At 65.6% G+C, this 22,305-nt stretch carries 18 protein-coding genes; 11 read left to right on the forward strand and 7 right to left on the reverse strand.

Annotated elements, in window-relative coordinates; genetic code table 11:
* Positions 1-14: 14 nt before the first annotated feature.
* Genes ASE58_RS17220 through ASE58_RS17230 form a run of 3 tightly spaced genes read left to right on the forward strand, consistent with a single transcriptional unit; the run spans position 15 to position 6,198 of the window.
* Positions 15-1,517, forward strand: coding sequence for a tryptophan halogenase family protein (locus ASE58_RS17220; RefSeq protein WP_055824245.1), 1,503 nt, complete (start codon positions 15-17; stop codon positions 1,515-1,517).
* Positions 1,514-2,815, forward strand: coding sequence for a sugar porter family MFS transporter (locus ASE58_RS17225; RefSeq protein ID WP_055824248.1), 1,302 nt, complete (start codon positions 1,514-1,516; stop codon positions 2,813-2,815). The genes ASE58_RS17220 and ASE58_RS17225 overlap by 4 nt, the downstream gene beginning before the upstream one ends.
* Positions 2,812-6,198 (forward strand): glycoside hydrolase family 2, encoded by a 3,387-nt coding sequence (locus tag ASE58_RS17230; RefSeq protein ID WP_055824251.1) that lies wholly within the window; start codon positions 2,812-2,814, stop codon positions 6,196-6,198. Before ASE58_RS17225 ends, ASE58_RS17230 begins: the two co-directional genes overlap by 4 nt.
* Before the next feature lie 36 nt (positions 6,199-6,234).
* On the opposite strand, the gene ASE58_RS17235 is transcribed toward ASE58_RS17230, so the two are convergent.
* The 6 genes from ASE58_RS17235 to ASE58_RS17260 all read right to left on the reverse strand — a co-directional run bounded on the left by ASE58_RS17235 (position 6,235) and on the right by ASE58_RS17260 (position 12,455).
* The gene (locus tag ASE58_RS17235) at positions 6,235-7,218 is read right to left on the reverse strand and encodes an FAD:protein FMN transferase (protein WP_235513681.1); all 984 of its coding nucleotides are present in this window, start codon (positions 7,216-7,218) and stop codon (positions 6,235-6,237) included.
* Positions 7,218-8,063, reverse strand: a complete 846-nt coding sequence (locus ASE58_RS17240) for a DUF4198 domain-containing protein (protein ID WP_055824254.1) — start codon at positions 8,061-8,063, stop codon at positions 7,218-7,220. The genes ASE58_RS17235 and ASE58_RS17240 overlap by 1 nt, the downstream gene beginning before the upstream one ends.
* A gap of 26 nt (positions 8,064-8,089) precedes the next feature.
* Positions 8,090-8,578, reverse strand: a complete 489-nt coding sequence (locus ASE58_RS17245) for a DUF2271 domain-containing protein (RefSeq protein ID WP_055824257.1) — start codon at positions 8,576-8,578, stop codon at positions 8,090-8,092.
* Between the two features lie 14 nt (positions 8,579-8,592).
* A complete protein-coding gene (locus ASE58_RS17250) occupies positions 8,593-9,225 on the reverse strand; it encodes a PepSY-associated TM helix domain-containing protein (protein ID WP_055824259.1) in 633 nt (210 codons plus the stop codon).
* Positions 9,222-9,905: a Fe2+-dependent dioxygenase gene (locus tag ASE58_RS17255; protein ID WP_055824263.1), complete on the reverse strand. Its 684-nt coding sequence runs from the start codon at positions 9,903-9,905 to the stop codon at positions 9,222-9,224. Before ASE58_RS17255 ends, ASE58_RS17250 begins: the two co-directional genes overlap by 4 nt.
* A gap of 162 nt (positions 9,906-10,067) precedes the next feature.
* The gene (locus tag ASE58_RS17260; RefSeq protein ID WP_055824267.1) at positions 10,068-12,455 is read right to left on the reverse strand and encodes a TonB-dependent receptor; all 2,388 of its coding nucleotides are present in this window, start codon (positions 12,453-12,455) and stop codon (positions 10,068-10,070) included.
* 298 nt (positions 12,456-12,753) lie between these two features.
* Here ASE58_RS17260 and ASE58_RS17265 point away from each other — a divergent pair, with 298 nt between their 5' ends.
* Positions 12,754-13,212, forward strand: coding sequence for a hypothetical protein (locus tag ASE58_RS17265; RefSeq protein ID WP_055824270.1), 459 nt, complete (start codon positions 12,754-12,756; stop codon positions 13,210-13,212).
* Between the two features lie 4 nt (positions 13,213-13,216).
* Here the strand turns inward: ASE58_RS17265 and ASE58_RS18085 are convergent, their stop codons facing one another.
* Complete coding sequence (locus ASE58_RS18085; RefSeq protein ID WP_156347822.1) at positions 13,217-13,726, reverse strand: hypothetical protein; 510 nt, start codon at positions 13,724-13,726, stop codon at positions 13,217-13,219.
* Between the two features lie 121 nt (positions 13,727-13,847).
* Here ASE58_RS18085 and ASE58_RS17275 point away from each other — a divergent pair, with 121 nt between their 5' ends.
* The 7 genes from ASE58_RS17275 (at position 13,848) to ASE58_RS17295 (ending at position 22,300) form a co-directional block, all read left to right on the forward strand.
* Positions 13,848-14,273: a DUF1795 domain-containing protein gene (locus tag ASE58_RS17275; protein WP_055824276.1), complete on the forward strand. Its 426-nt coding sequence runs from the start codon at positions 13,848-13,850 to the stop codon at positions 14,271-14,273.
* Positions 14,274-14,286: 13 nt separating this feature from the next.
* Positions 14,287-18,771: an RHS repeat-associated core domain-containing protein gene (locus tag ASE58_RS17280; RefSeq protein WP_055824279.1), complete on the forward strand. Its 4,485-nt coding sequence runs from the start codon at positions 14,287-14,289 to the stop codon at positions 18,769-18,771.
* Between the two features lie 13 nt (positions 18,772-18,784).
* Entirely contained in the window at positions 18,785-19,312 is a 528-nt protein-coding gene (locus ASE58_RS17700; protein WP_082468227.1) for a DUF4303 domain-containing protein, read from the forward strand.
* 819 nt (positions 19,313-20,131) lie between these two features.
* Positions 20,132-20,707, forward strand: coding sequence for a hypothetical protein (locus tag ASE58_RS17285; protein WP_055824281.1), 576 nt, complete (start codon positions 20,132-20,134; stop codon positions 20,705-20,707).
* Positions 20,708-20,764: 57 nt separating this feature from the next.
* Positions 20,765-21,172, forward strand: coding sequence for an NTF2 fold immunity protein (locus tag ASE58_RS17705; protein WP_082468229.1), 408 nt, complete (start codon positions 20,765-20,767; stop codon positions 21,170-21,172).
* A 42-nt stretch (positions 21,173-21,214) separates the two neighbouring features.
* Complete coding sequence (locus ASE58_RS17290; protein WP_082457245.1) at positions 21,215-21,646, forward strand: NTF2 fold immunity protein; 432 nt, start codon at positions 21,215-21,217, stop codon at positions 21,644-21,646.
* A gap of 195 nt (positions 21,647-21,841) precedes the next feature.
* A complete protein-coding gene (locus ASE58_RS17295) occupies positions 21,842-22,300 on the forward strand; it encodes an SMI1/KNR4 family protein (RefSeq protein ID WP_055824284.1) in 459 nt (152 codons plus the stop codon).
* The last annotated feature ends 5 nt before the right edge of the window (positions 22,301-22,305 follow it).

Here is a 22,305-nt window from a genome sequence, read left to right on the forward strand (position 1 = left end):
GAACAGGGGGAACGATGCCACACGAACCGGTACGCTCGATCGTCATCGTCGGCGGGGGCACTGCCGGGTGGATGGCGGCGACCTATCTGGCGCGGCGGCTGACCCATCTGAACCTGTCGATCACCGTCATCGACAGCGCGGCGATCGGCACGGTCGGCGTGGGCGAGGCGACGGTGCCGGCGATCCGCGATTTCCTGTCGGCGATTGAACTCGGCGAACCCGATGTGCTGCGCGAGACCGGCGGCACGATCAAATACGGCATCCGCTTCGATGGCTGGGGCGGGGCGGCGCATCGCTTCTTCCACCCCTTCGGCCTGTACGGCGTCGGCGCGGGCGGGGTCGCGTTCCATCAGTATTGGCTGAAGCTCCACGCCGCCGGGCGCGCCGGGCCGATCGGCGATTATTGCCTCGCGACGCAGCTGGCGCGGGGCGGCCTGTTCCTGCCGCCCGCCGACCGGCCCGCCAATGATCTCGGCGTATTCAACTTCGCGCTGCATTTCGATGCGGCGAAGTTCGCCGCGCTGTTGCGCCGCCTGGCACTCGCCAACCGGGTCGGCCATGTCGACGGGCGGATCACGCAGGTCGCGACCGATCCGGCGCGTGGGCATGTCACGTCGGTCACGCTCGAAGACGGACGCAGCATCGCCGGCGACCTGTGGATCGACGCCTCCGGTTTCCGCAGCCTGTTGTTGGGCGAGGCGCTGGGCGTGCCTTATGTCGACTGGCGCCACTGGCTGCCCTGCGACCGCGCCGTCGCGATCCCGTGCAAGGCGGCGCCGGGCGATCCCGTCCCCTATACCGTCGCCACCGCGCGCACGGCGGGATGGCAATGGCGCATCCCGCTTCGCCACCGCATCGGCAACGGATCGGTCTATTGCAGCGATTTCCAGTCGGACGGCGATGCCGAGGATGCGTTGCTCGCTTCGCTGGAGGGCGAACCGCTGGCCGATCCCAACCGGCTGCGCTTCGTCACCGGCCACCGCGCGCGGTTCTGGTCGGGCAATGTCGTCGGACTGGGGCTGGCGTCGGGCTTTCTAGAACCGCTCGAATCCACCAGCATCTCGCTCATTCAGTCGGGCCTCGAACGCTTCGTCGCGCTGTTCCCCGACCGGGACTGCGATCCGCGCCTTGCCGCGACCTATAACCGGCAATCGGTGCTGGAGTTCGAACGGCTGCGCGACTTCCTGTTCCTCCATTACCTTGCCAATGGTCGGGACGAACCGTTCTGGCAGGCGATCCGCGCGGTCGAACCGCCAGAACCCTTGCAGATCAAGCTGGACGCATGGCGTTCGGGAGGAGAATTCGTGCGCAACGAGTGGGATACGTTCCAGGACCCGAGCTGGCTGAGCCTCTATGCGGGGTTCAACGACCTGCCGACCCGCCATTCGCCGCTGGCCGACGCGGTTCCCGTCGACACGCTGGCCGACAGTTTTGCGCGGATGCGCGATGCGATCGGCAAGACGTTGGCCCATGCCGAACCGCACGGGCGCTTCCTGAACCGGGTGGCGGGCGCATGAGCGGTGCCACCCACACCCGCGCCGTCGTCGCGATGAGCCTTGGCGGGCTGCTGTTCGGGTTCGACACCGCCGTCATCTCGGGCGTGACCGATGCGCTGCGCACGCATTATGCCCTGTCCGAAGCGGGGCTCGGCCTCGCCGTCTCCGCCGCGCTCTGGGGCACGCTGGTTGGGGCGTTGTTCAGCGGCGCGCCGGGCGACCGCTGGGGCAGTCTTGCCGTGCTGCGTGTCATCGGCTTCCTCTATGTCGTCTCCGCGATCGGCTGCGCCATCGCCACCACGCTGACCGGTTTCGTCGCGTTTCGCGTGCTGGGCGGCCTGGCGATCGGCGCGTCGTCGGTGCTGGTCCCGGTCTATATCGCCGAAATCTCTTCGGCGAAGCGGCGCGGGCTGCTGGTCGGGCTGTTCCAGTTCAACATCGTCGCGGGCATCCTGATCGCGTATCTCAGCAACTATCTGGTCGCGCAAGCGGTCGCCCCCGACATCGCATGGCGGTGGAAGCTGGGCGTGGCGGCGGTGCCGGCCGCGCTGTTCCTGATCCTGCTGACCGGCCTGCCACAAAGCCCGCGCTGGCTGAGTGCGCGCGGGCGGAGCGACGACGCGGACCGCGCCGCCGCGCGCCTCGGCCTCGACGCCATTCCGGCGGGGGAGGGTGGCGGCACCGGGCGGCTCGACTGGCGGCTGCATGCCACGCCGATCCTGCTCGCCATCGCCATCGGGCTGTTCAACCAGCTGTCGGGGATCAACGCGATCCTCTATTATCTCAACGACATTTTCGCCGCCGCCGGCTTTACCGGCGTGTCGGGCGATGTGCAGGCGATCGCGATCGGCGTCGCGAACCTGATCGCGACCGTCATCGGCATGGGCGTGATCGACCGGGTGGGGCGCAAGCCGCTGCTGATCGGTGGCGGGATCGTCACCGCGATCGCGCTGGGCGGGGTCGCCTTGGTCTATATGGGGGCGGCGTCGCCCGCACTGCTGCTGCCGCTCCTCATCCTGTTCATCGCCGCCTTCGCCATGTCGCAGGGGGCGGTGATCTGGGTGTACTTGAGCGAAATCTTCCCGACCGACGTGCGGGCGCGCGGACAGGCGATCGGCAGTGCGACGCACTGGGTCGCCAATGCCGTCCTCTCCTTCGCCTTTCCGCTGGTGGCGCAGTGGGACCGTGCGCTGCCCTTCTGGGGCTTTGCCGCCGCGATGCTGCTGCAGGCGCTGCTGGTCTGGCGCTTCTTTCCCGAAACCCGTGGCCGCGATCTCGAAGCGATCAGCGCCGACCTGACGAAAAGGACGATTGCATGAAAACGGCAATGATCGCCGCGCTGCTGGCCGGCGTGGGACTGACGGGCATGGCGGCGGCGCAGGTGCCGGCCAATGGCGGGCCGTATAATGCCAGCTTCCTGCCCGGCGGGATCGGCATCGAACGCCCGGTCGAGGGTGGTGAGGCCGTCGCCCGGGCTGGTGCGCCGTACAGCTTCACCATGTGGGTCCAGACGAACGGGACGCAGCCGGGCGACGTACCGCTAATGGCGCTGGGCGATGCGCGTGTGCTGTCGCTGGTGGGCGGTCGGCTGACGCTTACCGATGGCGGCAGGACGATCGCCGGGACGACGATCGCTCCAGGCCGCTGGACAAAGGTGGCCGCCGTATCGGACGGCACCCGCGTGGTACTCTATATCGACGGACGCCCGACCGCGCAGGCTATGCTGGCATCGTCGCCGACTGCACCGGTGCTGCACATTGCGCGCGCGCTGCCCGGACGTCCGCATTTCGGCGGCACGCTGGTGGGTGCGACGCTGCATTCCAGCGCGCTGACGGCGGCGCAGGTCGCAGCCATCCCCGCCCCGGATTTCGCCAATGTTCAGCTCTGGGAAGTCGGCGTCAGCTGGCCGTTCCAGAAACAGGCCAATATCGGCCTTACCCAGCAACAGGACGCATGGACCCTGCCTCGGGGCAGGGGCGAAGACTATACAGCCCCCGTCACAAAGCCGCTACCGAATGCGCCCGCGCTACAACCAACCGCACCGGGCCGTTGGCAAATCAATGGCTGGCAACTAGCTGCCGCCCCGGATGTTATGGAGGACGGTGCCACGCTGTCGCGACCCGGGGCGCTCATAGGCAGATGGCGCGCGGCGACTGTGCCGGGCACGGTGTTGCAGACCTTGGTCGATCGCGGTGTCTATCCCGACCCCTATTATGGCCTCAACAACCTGAAGATCCCGGAGAAGCTGGCGCGGCAGGACTATTGGTACCGCACCCGCTTCACCGTGCCTCCGCAAGCGGCGGGCAAAAAGCTGACGATCGTGTTCGGCGGCATCAACTATGCCGCCGACATCTGGCTCAACGGTGCCAAGCTCGGCAGCACGCGCGGTGCGTTCATCCGTGGCCAGTTCGACATCGTGCCCGCAGCGGGCGAGAACGTCATCGCGGTGAAGGTCTCGCCCCCGCCGCATCCCGGCATCCCGCACGAACAATCGGTCAGCGCGGGCGTGGGCGAAAATGGCGGGCAGCTGGCGATCGACGGTCCGACCTTCGTCGCGACCGAGGGGTGGGACTGGATTCCGGGCATCCGCGACCGCAATACCGGCCTGTGGCGGCCGGTCGAGCTGGTCGCGCATGGCGCCGTCCGCATCCTCGACCCGCATGTCGTCACCGACCTGCCGCTGCCGCGCACCGACCGCGCCGACGTGCATGTCACGGTGCCGATCGAGAATAGCGGCCCCGCGACGCAGGTCACGGTGAAGGTCGCGTTCGAGGGCGTGTCGGTCGAAAAGGCCGTGACCGCGCCGACCGGGCGCAGCGAGGTGCGCTTCACCCCCGCCGACTTGCCCCCGCTCACCGTCGCCAACCCGAAACTCTGGTGGCCCAACGGCTATGGCGAACCGCATCTCTATCACGCGACCTATCAGGTCAGCGACGCGAGCGGCGTGTCGGACAGCAAGGCGGGCCGCTTCGGCATCCGCGAGGTCAGCTACGACCTGTCGCTGTTCGATGCCGCCGGCGCCTTGCGCCGGGTCAACGTGCAGACCACCGATGGCGGGCTGTCGGTCCAGAAGCTGATCGACGTCCGTCACGGCGCGATCAAGCAGTCGCCGACCGGATGGGCGGAATCGCTTACCGCTGCGGGGGAAGTGTCGAAGGCGGTGACCCCGATCGCCGAAACCCTGCCTGAACCGCATCTGGCGATCCGGGTGAACGGCGTGAAGATCGCCGCGCGCGGCGGCAACTGGGGCATGGACGACGCGATGAAGCGGGTGAGCTATGCCTGGCTCGCTCCCTTCTTCCGCCTCCAGCGCGAGGCGCACATGAACGTCATCCGCAACTGGATGGGGACCAATACCGAGGAGGAGTTTTACGACCTGGCCGACGAAAACGGCATGATGGTCCTCAACGATTTCTGGCAATCGACCCAGAATTTCCAGATCGAACCCGACGATGCCGCGCTGTTCCTGTCCAACGCGCGCGACACCATCGCCCGCTATCGCAACCACCCGTCGATCATCCTGTGGTTCGGCCGTAACGAGGGCGTACCCTATCCGGCATTGAACGAGGGGCTGGACGATGCCGTGTTCCAGCTGGACGGCACCCGCTGGTTCACCGGCAGCTCGAACGTCGTGAATTTGCAGGGGTCGGGGCCGTACAACTACCGCGCGCCGGAGGGGTATTTCACCGACCTCGCCACCGGTTTCTCGGTCGAGACCGGCACGCCGTCCTTCTCGACGGCGGAGTCCATCGCGTCGTATGTGCCGGCGGCGGATCGCTGGCCGCTGGGCGATGTGCTCGCCTATCACGACTGGCATTTCGCCGGGAACGGCGACACGAAAACCTTCATGCAGACGCTTGCGACGATGTTCGGCCCCGGCCGCGACTTCGCCGATTTCGAACGCAAGGCGCAGATGATGAACCTCGAAACGCACAAGGCGATGTACGAGGGGTTCCTGGGCCATTTGTGGACCAAGAATAGCGGGCGGCTGTTGTGGATGACGCATCCGGCGTGGCCGTCGAATGCGTGGCAGATCTATTCGTGGGATTACGACACCCACGCCGCCTATTACGGGGCGAAGAAGGCTGCCGAGCCGCTGCACGTTCAGCTGAACCTGCCGGGTAACGAGCTGGTGGTGCTGAACACGACGCAGGCCGATGCCAAGGGGCTGCGCGCCACGGTGCGCGTCGTCGGGCTGGATAATGCGCAGCTGTTCACGCGCAGCGACCGTGTCGACGCGCTGGCCAACCGCGCGACGCCGCTCAGCCCCGTGCCGCTCGATGGCCTCTACGCGCAGCATCCGGTGGTGCTGGTGCGCCTGACGCTCGATGATGCGGCGGGCCGGCGGGTGTCGGACAATTTCTACTGGCGCGGGCGTGATGCCGCTTCGTATCAGGCGCTGAACGGCCTCGCCCCGGCGACCCTCACCGCGCGCATGGCGGCTCCGGTGGTCGACGGCAGCGACCACATGGTCACCGTCGACCTCGCCAATGACGGCCAGGTGCCGGCGCTCAACGCCAAGCTGACGCTGCTGGGGCCGGACGGCAAGCGCATCCTGCCCGCCTTCTACAGCGACAATTACGTCGCGCTGCTGCCGGGCGAAAAGCGGACGATCACCATCCGCTATCCGGCCACCGTCACCGCCACGCCCGGCGTGACGCTGCGCGGGTGGAATATCGCGGAGGTCCCGGTCGCGCGCTGAACGAGGAATCTACCTGTCGACACGTCGACAGGTAGATCAGGCCAGCATCGCCCGCAGGCGGGGGGTCAGGATCTCGCGCACCCTGCCGTCGTCCTGCACCACGATCCGGGCGGCAACGTCCAGCGCCGGGATCACCCCGCTGTCCGGCCCGGCGACCGCGATCGCCGTCGCCAGTACATCGGCGAGCATCGCCGAGGGGGCGACGACGCTGACCGACAGCACACCGTTCGCCGCCGGATAGCCGGTGCGCGGGTCGATCGAGTGGTCGCCCCGGCGATAATTGCCCGACGTCGCAACCGCAGTCTCGTGCAGCGCGAGGCGCAAGGGCGCGAAGACCGCGCCCGGCGGGTCTTCGAGGTCGACCCACCATGGATCGCCATCGGGCCGCATCCCCCGCCCGACCAGCTCGCCGCCGATCTCGACCAGGCAATGCCGCACGCCCTGCGCCGCCAGCAGGTCGGCGACGGCATCGACCGCATGGCCCTTCGCCACGCCGGACAGGTCGAGCGCGAGGCCGCCGGGCTGGCGCAATCGCGCGGTGGCCGGATCGAAGCGCAAACGCTGCCAGCCCGACACGGCCCGCGCCGCATCGATCGCCGCCGCTGCGGGAGGCGGGCACGGCCCCGGCGGACCATAGCCCCACAAATCGACCAGACGACCGATCGCGGGATCGAACGCGCCGTCGCTCGCATGGGCGATGCGCAGCGACAGGTCGACCACCCGCGCCAGATCGTCCGGCAGCGTCGCGACGCCCCCGGCGGGCAGCGCGTTGAACCGGCAGAGCGCGGAGGCCGGGTCCCAATGGCTCGTCTGCGCGACCAGATCGGTCAGCCGCGCCACGATCGCGCGTCGCAACGCCGCCGCCGCGCCCGCCATCACCGGCGGCAGCGCGGCGAGCACCGCCCAGCTGGTCCCCATCGTCTCCCCGGTCCACGTCACCACCGGTGCGGCGGGGTCGTGGCTGGCCAGCGCCGCCGCCTGCGGATCGGTCGGCAGCGCGATCCGCGGCGGGACCGGCATCAGGGGGTCATCACCTCCAGCGTGGTGACATAGGACAGCCGCCGCCCCGTCGCGCGGGGGGCGCTGGGCTTCGCGTCCTCGTGGGCCGCGCTCAGCCAGTACATCCCCGCCGCCAGCCAGTCGATCGACAGCATCCCGTCGGCACCGGTGGTCAGCTCGCGCGCACCCTCGGCATTGCGATAGCGCTTGCCGCCGGGAACGACCGTCACCTTCACGCCCGGCGCCGGCCGCCCGTCGACCAGCAGTCGGAACTTCGCCGGTTCGCCCGCGACCAGCTCGTCGGGATGGGTGACGAAATCGATCTCCAGCCCCTTGCCCGCAGGTTTCAGCACGGTGCGGGTCGGTTCGCCCGAGGTCACGAAAATCTCGTTGCGGCTGCCGGTTTCGATCAACTTCACATCGGTCGCGTCGGCGGGAATGTCGGCGACGGTCAGCGGCGGGCGACGCACCCCGTCCGGCCCCGGCGGGCCACCGCGTCCGCCGACGCGCTGTTCGACGCCGTTCACCTTGAAACTGCCCATCACGCCCGACATCGCGGTGCCGATCTTCCACGTGCCCGGCTTGTCCAGCTTCACGTCGAAGACCGAGCGATAGCGCCCGGTCGCGCCGTTCTGCACCTGTCCCGGCGTGCCATCAGGCTGCCACACCTTCACCCCTTCCAGGCGGCCGGGCTGGTGATCGGCGTAGAACAGGTCGTTGGACGCGGCGAAATCGACCGTCACCCAGCTGTCAGTGCCGGAAAATACGGTGCCCGAGGGCAACAGCCACAGCCGGTGGGCGGACACGGCGCCGGGCAGCGACAACAGGGCGGCGGCGGCAAGCAGGTGCCGGGCGAAACGGGGCATGGGCGAAGTCCTCGACAGGGTGGGGGTCAGCGGGCGGCGATCGTGACCGCGCCCAATTCGTGCGATCCGGTCGCGCGGGCGGCGCGCGCGGGGATGGTCAGCGGCACCTGCACCAGTTCGCGCCCGCCGGTCTCGCGCGCGGCCTCGACGTTCAGGACATAGGCGCCGGGGCGCAGGCCCGCGGGCAGCGCGATGTTGTGCGTGCCGGGCGCGCGGGTCGCGCCGCTGACGCCATCGGCGGGCAACGCCATGCTGCGCCCGCCCTTGCGCCACCACGCGCGCAGGTCGGACAGCCATTTCGTCCCCGGCTCGGCCCCGGCCTTGCGGACATCATACCACAGCGCCAGCGTCCGCGCCGCACCGCCGCCCGCCGGTTCGATCCACGCCGCGACATAGGGCCGGTGATATTCGGCGACCGACAGGCGCGGGATGGTGACGCTGACCGTTCCGGCGGGCGGCGCGGATGCGGCGGCGACGGTGGCACCGCCCAGAACCGCCAGTGACAGGATACGCATCGGGACTTCCCCCTTCAGTGGATCAGAAACACGGCCAGCACGACCGGCAGCGCGATGCCGCCGGCGACCAGCGGCCAGGTGGACGGGCGGCGCTTCGCATGAAGCTGCAACAGCAACAGGCCGGTGATAGAAAACAGGACGCAGGCGATGGCGAACACGTCGATGAACCAGAACCATGCCGACCCGGCATTGCGCGCCTTGTGCAGGTCGTTGAAGTAGCTGATCCAGCCCCGGTCGGTCGTCTCGGCCCGCACCGCGCCGCTGGCGATATCGATGCTGACCCACGCATCGCCACCGGGACGGGGCAGCGCGACATAGGCCTCGCCCTCCGACCATTCGACGCCGTGGCCCGCGACCGTCAGCCCGACCGCCTGTTCGACGGCAGTGGCAACGGTGCCGGGCAGGGGGCCTTTCGCCACCGCCGCGCGGGTAAGCGGACGCAGCAGGGACGCGGGCAATTGTCCGGATCGTTCGGCGACGACCGGTTCGGCGGCGATCGTCGCCGCGTGGTTCAGCGTGATGCCGGTCACCGCGAACAACAGCATCGCCGCCAGCGAGATGCCGGCGCTGATCCAATGCCACGCGATCAGCTGCTTCGCCCACCAGGCACGCCAGTTGCGGCGGCGTTTCACGGTGGCGGCGGTCATGCGTCGGCCCAGCGGCGCAGCAGATTGTGGTACAGCCCGGTCAGGGCCACGACCTCGCCGTCGCCCTGTCCGCGATCGGCGGCCAGCGCCTGCACCGACCGGTCGAGGTCGAACAGCAGCCGGCGTTCGCCATCGTCGCGCACCATCGACTGGATCCAGAAGAACGCGGCGATCCGCACCCCGCGCGTGACCGGCGTGACGCGGTGCAGGCTGGATGCGGGATACAGGACCATGTGCCCGGCGGGCAGCTTCACCGTCTGCGGCCCGAACCGGTCCTCGATCACCAGTTCCCCTCCGTCATAGCGGTCGGGGTCTTCGAGGAACAGCGTGGCCGACAGGTCGCTGCGGATGCGGAAATCGGTGCCGCGCTTCATGCGGATGGCGTTGTCGACATGCAGCCCGAACGCCTCGCCCCCTTCATACCGGTTGAACAGCGGCGGAAAGACCTTCAGCGGCAGCGCGGCGGCGATGAACAGCGGCGACCGGCCCAGCGCGTCGAGCACCATCGCCCCCGCTTCGCGCGCGGCGGCGCTGTCCTCGGGCAGCTGCCGGTTGCGCTTGGCCAGCGCCGATTGCGCGCCCGACGTCACGTTGCCGTCCACCCAGTCGCCACCGTCGACCAGCGCCCGGACGCGGGCGAGGGCGGCGGCGTCCAGCACATCGGGTATCGCGATCAGCATCGGACGCCGCCTTTCGATGTCGGTTCGAAAAATCGCGAAAGAGCGATTTTCGCGACGGCGCCGGCCCGCTCCCCCACCCGGCCACCCATCAAGGATACGCTGTGGGTGGTGGGGTGGGGGAGCGGACCGGTGCCGCAAAATGCGTTTCGACGCATTTTCAAATCAGAAGTTGTAATAGAGGCTGAGCACCGCCTGACGCCGGTCGCCGGGCATCGCCCACCCGCCGCTGACCGCGCCGGTCGTGGCGTTCACGTTGCTGCGGATGCCGGTCAGATAGCGTTCGTCGGTGAAGTTCTGTACGTTCAGCTGCACCGTCGCCCGTTTCCCGATCGTATAGGCCAGATATGCCCGGTGGATCAGGTAATCGTCGGCGCGGAACTGCACCGATTGCAACGCCGTCGGCACGTTCAGCGCGATCGATCCCTGATAGGTCAGGCCATAGCCCACTTCGAGACCGAAGGGCAGCTTGTAGGTGGTGAACAGCGACCCCGAATGTTCAGGCGTCTGCACCAGTTGCGCGCCGGCCTGCGGGTCGCGGACCCCCAGGCCCAGGTCGCGGTCGGAAATCGACTGCCGCACCCGTCCGTCGAGATAGGTGTAGTTGGCGAAGATCGTCCATGCCGGCAGCGGCGATCCCGACAGGCCCAGCGCAACGCCGTCGACCCGCGCGCGTCCGTCGAGCACCTGCAACCCGGCGGGCAGCGCCGGATCGTTCGACGGCACGCGGTAATTGGTGCGTTCGTTGCGGAACACCGCAGCAGTCAATTCCAGCTTGCGCCCGAACAGCGCGGCCTTCACCCCCGCTTCGATATTCTCGGCGGTTTCCGGCGCCACCACGCACGGATCGGCCGCGCCGATGGCGGTCGGCACGCCGCAGCCCAGGCGCACCGTCTGCGACGAGGGCGTCTTTGCCTTGCCATAGCCGGCATAGAGGCTGACCGCCTCGACCGGGTGGACCACCACCCCGCCGCGATAGGAGAACAGCCGCTCGGTCGAACGCTGCACCCGCTGTTGCAGGTCGGTCAGCGCGGTGGTGCCCGGCGGCACGACCGCCAGCGGGAGGTTGCGGAACGCGGCGTCCTGCACTTCCCAGCGGACCCCGCCGTTCAGCTCGACATAACGGCCCAGCTCCAGCGTATCGAACGCATAGACCGCCAGATTCTGCGTTTCCGACCGCGCGCGGGAGGTCACGGTCAGGTTGACCGGGCCGGTCCAGCGCGTGTCGGGGTTGCTGATCGCCAGATCCGGCGCGGTCACCGCGACCCCGGCGGCGGTGCGGAGCAGGCTGCCGCTGGTGATGTGGTAATTTTCGAGCGCGCCCGACACGCCGATATTGGCGACGTTGCGTAACGCCCCCTTCGTCCCCGTCTCATGGCGCAGGTCGACCTGATCGTAGAGCAGTTCGTTCACCTGGTCGCGCGACAGGCCGCGCGGGCCGGACGGACGCCAGTTGCCGGCCGCGAGGCCCGCGGGGCAGGCGATGCCGACCGTCGCCGCCGCATTCGCGCCGACCGGCTGCAATCCGGTGGTGCCGAGGCAATAGGTGCCCTGCGGCGCGCTGGTGATGCTGGCCTGCTCGACCCGCTGCCAACGGGTCAGGTTGCGCACCGACAGATGGTCGTCGATCGCATGGCGGAACGTCGCGGTGAAGCGGTCGACGGTCTGGTCCTGCCGGTCGAGATTGGCGATACCGTAATAGTCAGACCGGTCGACGCCGGGCAGCACGCCCCCGCCGATCGCGCTCTGGAAATAGGGTACGCCATAGAGCGGCGTGTTGCGATCCTCCTGATGGACATAGGCGAGCGTCAGGCTGGTCGGACCATCGATCCCGATCGTCACCGACGGCGCGATGCCCCAGCGTTCGAACTTTTCGACATCGCGGCCGGGCACGCCGTTATGGTGATAGGCCCCGGTCAGCCGCACCGCGACCAGATCGGACACCCGCTTGTTGGCGTCGATCGAGGCACGGTAATAGTCGTCGGTGCCGACCGAAGCCTGCACGATCGACAGGTCCTCGACGCCCGGCACCTTCGACACCAGGTTGATCGTGCCGCCGACCGACCCCGATCCGTTGAAGACGGTGTTCGCGCCGTTATAGACCTCGATCTGCTGCAGGTTGAACGGGTCGGTGCGGCTATACTGCGCCGAATCCCGCACCCCGTCGACGGTGATGTCGTTCGCCGCCGAATAGCCGCGCAGGTTGATCGTATCGCCATAACCGCCGCCGCCTTCGCCCGCGCCGAAGGTGATGCCGGGAATGGTTTGCAATGCGTCGCGCAGCGTCTGAAGGTTCTGCTTGCGGATCGTCTGGTCGTTCAAGACGGTGATCGTCTGCGGGGTGTCGATCAGCGGCCCGGTCGCCTTGGGGCTTTCCAGCTTCGCCTCGGCCGCCTTCTGACCGTTGACGACGATCACGTCGCGCTCCTCGACCCGGTCCTGCGTCGGCCCGGTCGGAGCGGTCGGCACCACATCGCGCTCCGCAGCGGCGGCGGGCGCCGATGCGATGAACCCGATGCAGGTCATCGCCAGAAAGCTCATTCGATCGGTCATGCTGGTCCCCTTTGTGGCGCCAGCTATTGCGAGTTAATCGCAGAGTCAATGCTAATGCGAATGGTTATTGTGTTTGGTGCGGGTGGTGAGACTGCCGGTTTGAAGCCGGTTGCAGACATGATCGCCGAACTATCCGGGTGCGAAGCCGGCGGAGTGTTGCAAGCTGCTGCCCGGCAGCCCGCGATCGGTGCTGGCGACGGTGCGCCTCGCACTATAACATCACGCGCCCGACAGGCCCGTCCACCCGGCGGGCCAGGGGTGTCGATGTGTCGACATGTCTAATGATCGAGGTGACGATATGGCAGGCAAAGCGCGTATCCTGGCCCTTCTCCTCCTGCCCCTGGTCGCGGCAGCCCCCGCCCCGGCAACCGGCGTCCGCTGCCGCATCGCGGTGGAGGGCGGGCCGGTAATGGGGGGCTGGGCCGGCGGATGCCGTGCCGGGCTGGCCGACGGGCTGGGCGCGGGGCGGGTGCGGGCGCCGCTGGGAACGGGCGTGTTCGCCGGGCGCGCACGGGCCGGGCAGGCCGACTACGGCATCGTCGTGATGGACGAGGACGGATGGATGATGGTCGCGACGACGCCCGAACCGGAGCGCCCCTATATCGACCAGGCCGCCGATACGTCCGAGCATGCCTTCCAGAACAGCTTCGCCGGCGCTACCGCCGCCGCCGAGGCCCATCGCCGCGCCGGCAATGCCGCGTCGGCCCGCTATTACCGGCAGTTGCGGGTTCAGCTCATCAACGGTCAGCCGGAATAGCGCGTCAGTGCACCGTTCCTGCGGCACGGTCGACACCGATCAGCTTCGGATCGATATCCAGATGGCGAACCGCCTTCTCGACGATCTTGGTAGTAAATGGCGAGAAAAAACTTGCCAACACCGGATAACGCGCGATCTCTTCGTCCGTTGCCGGGCGCTTGGCTTGCTCCCTATTCAGGTCGACGAGTTGATGAACCGGCCGCGAATGCATGATAAATAACGCACTTCGCGGGCGAACATCGCCGGGCATATGAAAGGATGTAACCTTCCATTGCTTGTCGGCGATCTCTCGATTTCGTCGGAACTCCGCTCCGCCGACCAGAAGATCATATAATATGATCGGTGTCGTCGTAATTTCCGCCGGCACTTCCGGCGTTTCCGATATCATATCGAAGAAATTGCACATATTTCCGAAGTATTTATATATCAAGGTTACATAGCCAAAAGCGTAGCCCCCTTCGTACAGCGGGACGTAGAAAATCTGCCCCACGACCGGCCGGTCCCTACCGCTCATCCGCAACCTCCATCCACGTGCATCCGGTCCAAATCAGGCGGTTATTTGCAACAAGGGTAGGCGCAGCCGGTTCGAGCCGCTACCTAGACGCGTAACGATCGACAGCGGAGAGAGACCACGCATGGCGTATCGGATTGCCGAAGGATCGCTCGCCGCGCCGATGCCGTGGCAGGATCAGAGCATCAACGTGCTGCTGCCCCGCGACGCCAAGGTCATGGGCACCAGCCTCGTCATCGCCCGCGACCGGTTGCCGATGGGGATGACGTTCCACGACTATGTGATCCAGCAGCGCCAGAATTTCGCATCGCAGCTTGCCGGGTTCGAAGCGATCGCCGACGCCCCCGGTCGCATCGACGGGCATGAGGCACATTTCATCGAACTTGCCTGGAAGACCGACGGGAAACCGATCCATCAGGTGATGGCCATGGTATTGCACAGCGACAATGCGATCCTGAACTTCACCGGATCGATCCCGGGGGGGCTGGAGGTCGAAACGCGCGACGCGCTGGTCGCCGCGATCACCTCGTTCAGCTTCGCCGCCGCATAACGGACGCGACGGCGTGACGGGACCCGCGACCCCCGCCCCGACGCCCACCGCCGACGCGAAGCTGCGCGACCTGCGCGACCGGACGGCGGCGTCGAGCAACGCCGGCACCGTATCGGCGATCGCCACCACCGGCCATGTCGTATCGGGCGGGATCGTCGCGGCCGGCGCCGCATCGGCCGGCATGTCCGGCGGGATGGCCGCGGTTAAATGCTTCGCCGGGCGGATCGCCGCGCCGATCGCAGGGGCAATGGCGGGGGCGGCGCTTGCCGAAGCGGTCCATGCGGACGAGGCAGCCTTCTGGGTAGCAAAACAATTCGGCGCGAAACGCATCGCATCGCCCGGACCACAGCCCGCGCATATTGAACACCAGATCGCGCACGACAATACCTTCAACGGCCTGCTCGCCGGGATCGCGGCCGGGATCGTCGTCGGCGCGGTGGTGGCGGTCAGCGCGGCGGCGATCATCGGCACGGCGGGCATGGCGGCACCGCTGGTGGGCGCGGCGGTCGCGTTCGGCGCGGGCGCGGCGGGCGGCTTCGTCACCACCGCCATCGCCGGTGCCGGTGCCAAGACCGCCACCCTGTCCGGCCCGATCAACACCGGGTCCCCCAACGTGTTCCTGGAGGGGAAGAAGGCCGCGCGCGTCACCGACACCGCCGCCTGTACCAAGCATCCCGGCACCCCGCCCTCCGCGATCATCGAGGGCAGCGAGACGATCTACATCAACAGCCTGCCCATGGCGCGGATCGGCCACAAGCTGTCGTGCGACGCCGTGGTGCAGGAAGGGTGCACGACGATCTTCGCCGACAACACCACCGGCAGCTATGGCACGCCCGATGCCGCGCTGTCGGTCGCCGAACAGCTGCTACTATCGGTCGCCGAGGTCGCGGGCATGCGCTCGGCGACGCGCAAGGGCGGGCTGCTCGACGGCCCGCTGCGCCGGCTGTTCGGTGAGCCGGTCGATGTCGTCACCGGCGACTATGCCGATGCGCGCACCGATTTCGAATATCCGGGGCTGCTGCCGCTGCGCCTTGATCGCACCTATCCGGGCAGGATGCGGGTCGAAGGGGCGCTGGGCCCACGCTGGATCTGCAACTGGTCGCAACGGCTGCTGCTCGACGCGGCGGCGGGGACCGTCCTCCTGGAGGATGCCGGGGGACAGCGGCTGCTGTTCGCGATCGGCGACGACGCCCATGTCGATGCCCGCCACCTGAAGGCGCCCTATTACCACCTGACCGGCACGCGCGATGCCTTGCGCCTCTATGACAGCCGCAGCCAGCAATTCCTGCTGTTCGCGCCGGCACGCGATCCCGCGATGCCGTTGCTGGCCGGAATCGAGGATCGCAGCGGCAACCGCATCGCCTTCGCCCGCGATGCCGAGGGGCGGCTGCGGCAGGTCCGCGTTCCCGACGGCACGACCTTTCGCATCGACACCACGCCGCAGGGCTGGATCACCGCGCTGTGGATGGAGGGCGAGCGCGAGCCCGTCGTCCGCTATCGCTATGACGCGGGCGGGCAGCTGCTCGACGTGCTGGGCAGTTTCACCGGCGAATTCCATTATCGTTATTCGCGCGAAGGCTGGCTGAACGGGTGGCAGGACAGCGGCCTGACCAGGGTCGAAATCCTGTACGATGCGGCCGGGCGGGTGACCGGCACGCGTACCGGCGACGGCATGTTCGACGACCGGTTCCTCTATTTCCCGGAACAGCGCCTGTCGCGCTATGTCGATGCGACCGGCGCGGTCACCAGCTTCCGCTACGACGCGAACAACCTGGTGGTCGAGGAGGTCGATCCGCTCGGCGCGCGCACGATCAGCGAATGGGACACGCTGGAGCGATTGCAGCGCCGCATCGACCCTGCCGGCCGCGAAACGCGCTTTGCCTATGACGGTGACGGCCGGCTGATCGCGCAGACCGACTGGGCCGGGCGCAGCGCGGCGTGGCGCTATGATCGGTGGGGGGCGCTGGTAGCGTTCGCCGGGCCGGAGGGTAGCGCAGAGTGGACGCGCGACGCCGCCGGCAACATCACGGCGTGGACCGGCACCGACGGCATCCGGGGCACCGCCCGCTATGACGAACGCGGCGCGCTGGTCGAGGAGAGCGTCGTCGGCGCGGGCACCACCCGATATGAAAACGATGCGGCCGGTCGCCCGGTCGCCCGCCACGACCCGCCGTCCGCCACCGGCGTGGCGCGGGTCACCCGCTATCGCTGGGACCGGTTCGGGCGGCTGCTCGACCATAGTGATCCGGCCGGGCGGACCAGCAGCTGGTTCTATGACCGATCGCCCGACAATCCGCGCGGCGCGGTCAGCCGCACGCGCACGCCCGATGGTGGCGAAATCCGCTTCGCCTATGACGGCGAAGGGCTGCTCGCCGCGCGCATCCGGGGCGACGGACAGACGACGCGCTTCGTCCATGGCGCGTTCGATACGCTGCGCCAGACGATCGATCCGATGGGTGCCACCACCCGTTTCGGCTATGACGGCACCGGCCGCCTGACGACGATCACCGATGCGACCGGGCAGGCATGGCGCTTCCGCTACGATACCGCCGGCCGGCTAGAGGCGCAGCTCGACTGGGCCGGGCGCGAGACGCGCTATACCCGCGACGCGATCGGCCGGGTGCTGGCCAAGCGGATGCCGGATGCGACCGAGCAGCATTTCGAATGGGACGACCGCGACCGTATCGTCCGCGTGATCGCCGGCAGCGACGCGATCACCTATCGCTACGACGATGCCGACCGGCTGACCGGGGCCACGACATGGCAGCTGGCGGAGGACACGCCCCGCCGGATCGCCGACGTCACGCTTAGCTATGACGGCAAGGGCCGGCTGATCGCCGAAGAGCAGAACGGCATCGCCGTCACCTATCGCTATGACGATGCCGGGCGCTGTATTGGCCGGACCAGTCCCAGCGGCGAAACCGCGATGCAGTTCGACGATGTTGGCCTGCTGCGCCGGTACGACAGCAACGGCCACACGCTGCGCTTCGCCCATGACCCCAGCGGGCTGGAAACACTGCGCGAGACGGCGGCACTCGGCACGCGTACCGCGTTCCAGCTGGCGCAGTCCTATGATCCGGCCGGTCGCCTTGCCGAACAGCGGGCTGGGGGCGTCGCCGTCTTTTCGGGCACGCGCGAGACGCCGGACGCGCTGCTGCGCCGCTATGACTGGGATCGCACCGGGCGGCTGACCGGGATCGCCGATGGCGGATCGGTGGCGGGCACGGGCGAAACCCGCTTCCACTACGACCTGCGCGACCAGGCAGTCGGCGTCGAGCACGGCGGGATGCGCGAGGCGTATCGCTACGACGCGCTGATGAACCTTGCCGAAGGATTGGCTGGCGAGCACCGCTACTGGCACGACTGCGTGGTCGAGGCGGGCGCCAACCGCTTCCGCTACGACGCGCGCGGGCGGATGGTCGAACGCATCCTGTCCGAACATGGCTTTCGCCCGCGCTGCTGGCGCTATCGCTGGGACGGGTTCGACCGGTTGGTCGGGCTGGAGACGCCCGATGGCGCGCGCTGGCGCTACAGCTACGACGCGTTCGGCCGGCGCGTGGGCAAGGCGCTGGTCGGCGGCGACGCTCCGGGCACGCGGCGGGTCGACTATGTGTGGCAGGGTATTTCGCTGGCCGAGGCATGGCACCATGCGGGCGGCGAGGACGGGCAGGACCGGCTGTCGATCGAACGCTGGCATTTCGAACCCGGCGGCCTGCGCCCGCTCGCCAAGGAGCTGGTGCCGGCCGGAGCCGATGCGCAACCGCTTGCCGCCGAGGGCGAATGGCTCCCGATCGTCGCCGACCAGCTGGGCGCGCCGCACGCGCTGTTCGGCGAGGACGGTGCGTGCCGCTGGCGCGCCGAGCCCGAACTATGGGGCCGCACCCGCACCGCCCGTGCCCTGCTGCGCGAACGCCGCGAGGGGAGCGATGCGGACGAGGCGACGCCCTGCGCGCTGCGCTTTCCGGGGCAATGGGAGGATGCGGAGAGCGGGCTGCACTACAACCTCAACCGCTACTACGACCCCGACACCGGCCAGTATCTCTCCCCCGACCCGATCGGCGTGGACGGCGGGCTGCGCACCCATGCCTATGTCCATGATCCGTTGCGGTGGATGGACCCGGAGGGGTTGGCGGAATGTAATTGGGGTGCATGGTACGCGCGTCAAACCAATACCCGACCCCCGACCGGTATGCCGCGACCCCATGCGCACCATATCGTTTTCAAGGGAGATTTCGATAACATTCCTCCAATGCAAACCGCTCTAGGGCGTAGCAGGGCCGTAATGGCAAAGTACAATATCGATCCGGTCAATGATCCCGATGCCCTTATGTGGGCACCAAATCGGGGACATAGTGTCACCAATGCAAGACAGGTGGCCGACGGATTGGAAGCTGCAGATACCCGTATTTCCAGTCAGAACTTATCACCCGCCGATGCAACCAGTGCCATGAAGGGCGAATTACAAAAAATCGGCTCATCCGTATTTGGCTGGCCTTAAGGAAGGAAGATCAATGGATTGGGAAGCTATCGAGAACCAGCTTGTACAAGCTGTCAGGCAAGCATTTGACGATTTCGTGGCCGAGAACGGGACCGATGGGCTGTATGCTCTTTGCCTATCTATCTCCGAAGACGGTATGGGCCTTGGCCTGAACGCCACTACCGAGTCCTGCTTTAACGAAAAGCTATCCAGCGAAAGCGCTATTGAAGAAATAACGCCGCAATACAAAAGCTATCTGCGCTGGTCTCCGGCGGAATGGTGCTTTGAAGGGGTCGGCGATGATATTTTTCAGCCGATAAATGATACACTTACGCAAGTCGTATTGAATGACGAACTAAACGACTCTGACTTTCTCCAATTGATCAATCTTATGATTGCTTCGCTTCGCAAGCTCCGTGAATCTCAAGCAAAATTATTGCATGATATTACGCTGTTCGTTACCATAACGGATAGCGATGAATCAAAAAAAATAGAAAATCGCTCTGCTGTCGAGATAAATCCTCCGGAAGTAGCCCAAGGCTTCGTTTCGCGCATTGGTTAGGGTAAAACGGAATAATGCTTGCAGGGTTACATTAACTCGCAAGATTTATATTCTTGTCATACGTTACCGGTTAAAAATTACACCTCGAGAGTTAGCGGCACGCTCATCTCATACTGCACTTCACACAGGAAGGTATGGGGATAGCGCCATGAACCTGATCGAAGATATAAAGTCCTTTGTAGAAGGCAAAATTTCAGCAAAATGTCTACACAAAAATATTATATCTTACCTTGATGCAGAAGCTTTTTTCTAGGGATTCTTCACCAAACCTTATACCAACGATGGATCATTGTATTTATACATAATCAGTCAAAACTATGACAACCCAGCGACAAGCGTCAACCTGCAGGATGTTCTTAGAAAATTTCTAGATTGGAAGGGCGTTTCCTACTCCCACGACAATTCTGCCCTGCAGGAATATGAGCTGATACTAAAGGCAATGCCGCCCTGGCTAAACCCTCCCGAATCTTACATGAAAAATATGCAGGATAAGATAAAAGGAAACGATGCCAAAAAATCACGCGGCATCGTGAAGGATGCAATAGAACAGGATTTTTAGATTTCTGGGCAAACCTCCAAAACGGCTGCAGTCCCCCACGTGGCTTTTTGAAGGGGAAAGGCCCCTGATATTTGTGGGGCAGTTAAGTCTGAATGGTTTGAAGCACGATACGTCTCAACTGTACGTCTTTATCGATCCGGACGACGATACGACACGTTCCATCGTTCAAACCGCGTGATGCAACACATGTACCTGCTGCCGGTGGTCAGGATGCATTGGCGGCAGGCGCAGCAAAATACGCAGAAACCCGGCACGACCCGATGACCTACGCCGAAGCAGCCCAGAACCTCGTCCGCGCGGGAGCGGAGGCAGACGTGGCGATCGCCTTGCATCGCCCCGGACAGGCCGTCGATCGCGCCATCTTCGGCGATGCCCTTGCTCGGGAAATCGAGGCAGCAGGCTATACTGCGGGCGCCGAACTCCCGTGCATCGTGGAGGAACTCTATTTCTATCCGCTGGATGAACTGGCCGGGCGTCAGGCAGGCTATCGGTATGATGCCCGCACCGGCGAGGCGTCGGCGAACTGGGACGCGAGCCATCATGTGATCGCCGACTGGACCGCCAATCCGATCAGCATCGGTGCGGACGGTGCGATCCATTATGCCCGCCATGGCGAGGGGAACTGGACCTACGCCCCGATCGCGCCCGATCTTTCCGGCTTCTTCGATCTTCTGGCCGCCTGGCTACGCTATTTCATCGTCGAACGCGGCGGCAACCTGTTCGACGACGATTTTGGCATCGACGCCGCCACCCGCGACGCGGTTCGCGATATGATACGGAAGACCACCGGCCTGGACGATTCCGATGCTGCACTCGCCCTTCTGCTGGGAGAATGATGCATTGCCCGTGGCACGCAGCGGACACTTGCAACGCTCCACCCCAGGGAATCCAGTATGACGGAAGAAGAGATTTGCCTGATATATCGCGCCTTTTCATCGGAAATGAAAAAATGGAACGATAAATTCTATCCTCTCATGCGAGAGAATGTAGCGGCCGTTATAGATCAGGCCGTTGACGAACTCCGGCCTGTCTTCGACCGCTATGTGTGGGATGATGCCACCCGGCGGGAGGAAATACTACATGCCCCTTCTGCCTGCTTTCCTTCCGACTATGATCCCGAAACTGAAACGATCGAAAAGGTCGACCTTACTCGTAGCAAGGCGACATTGAACGTTCAGACCCATGTCGGTTTCAAAGATATGTTTCGTCACATATTCACGCGAAAAGGAGATGACTGGCGCCTCTCCAAAAGACAGATATTTGACGAAATTTCTGACGGTTGGAAATCGCATCATATTTGATAGGGCAGATACGCCTGACGTATTTTCGATATCCGATCGATAATGGCATCAATCCGGGAATATATCGTGGCGGACGCTTCAGCAGCACGAAACAGGTTCGTCGAATTCCAAACGGTGATGAACCGGTGGGAACTTTATTATTTCCCGCTCATCCAATCCGATTGGTCGCAGCATGCGGAGCAGGCCAGACACGATCTTCGCGCGATCTTCGACGAATATGTCCACGGCTACCGCTCCGATGCAGGGCGCATGGCCGGGCCCGATGTCGGGTTTCCGCCCGATCACGATCCGCAGTGTGACCTGATCGAGAGGGTCGAAGCCGGTCGTTCGAACGTGACGATCCATGTGCGGAAGCAAACGCAGTTCGGCGACAGATTCCGTCACATCCTCAGCCTGCATGATGGCCGCTGGATGATCGAGAAAAGCCATATTTTCCGCGACCAGACCGGGAAATGGGAAAGATACCTGCTGTAGATAGGCATCGGCCGACATGTCCCGAGTTATAGCGGGTCCCGGCCATGGGATTACACCGCTAGCCGGCAACGACAGTCACGCTTCGCCGGATATCCTGTATCGACAGGTCAGCTCGTCGATTTCCTTCGCTGCACCGCCTGCAACATTCCAGAATGCCAGAGATTCTACCGTACCTCGTATCGAGAAGTAGGAAGCATGGTTTTGCACACCACATTCGGCTCGTCGTCGCTGTCCGATCACGACGTCCTGCACGCCGAAAGCGCGATAGGCCCGATCCCGGATACCCTTCTCGCAATCTACCATGGTCAGAATGGCGGTGTCATGGAACGATCGCTGTTCCTCAGCGATGCCGGGGATGACTATGCCATGGACTACTTCTTCCCCATCCCGGAAGAAGGATTGGAACCCGCCGGACAGGATATCGTGCACGTCAACACCGCGTTGCAGCAGCGACAGCTGATCCCTGCCGATCATCTGGCGTTCGGCATGGATGGCGGCGGTAACTATTTTTCGGTTGCGCGCTGCGATGGCAGTGTCTGGTATCATCCGCTCGACACTTGGGAAGAAGACAAGTCGCCCGCGGAAAATCATGCCCGCACCATGGAGCGGCTTAGCGGTTCGATTGCCGGTTTCTTCGACAAGCTGACCGAATAGCAAAG

Origin of the sequence: Sphingomonas sp. Leaf9, assembly GCF_001421355.1 — a bacterium.
In the GTDB taxonomy this organism is placed as follows: Bacteria; Pseudomonadota; Alphaproteobacteria; order Sphingomonadales; family Sphingomonadaceae; genus Sphingomonas.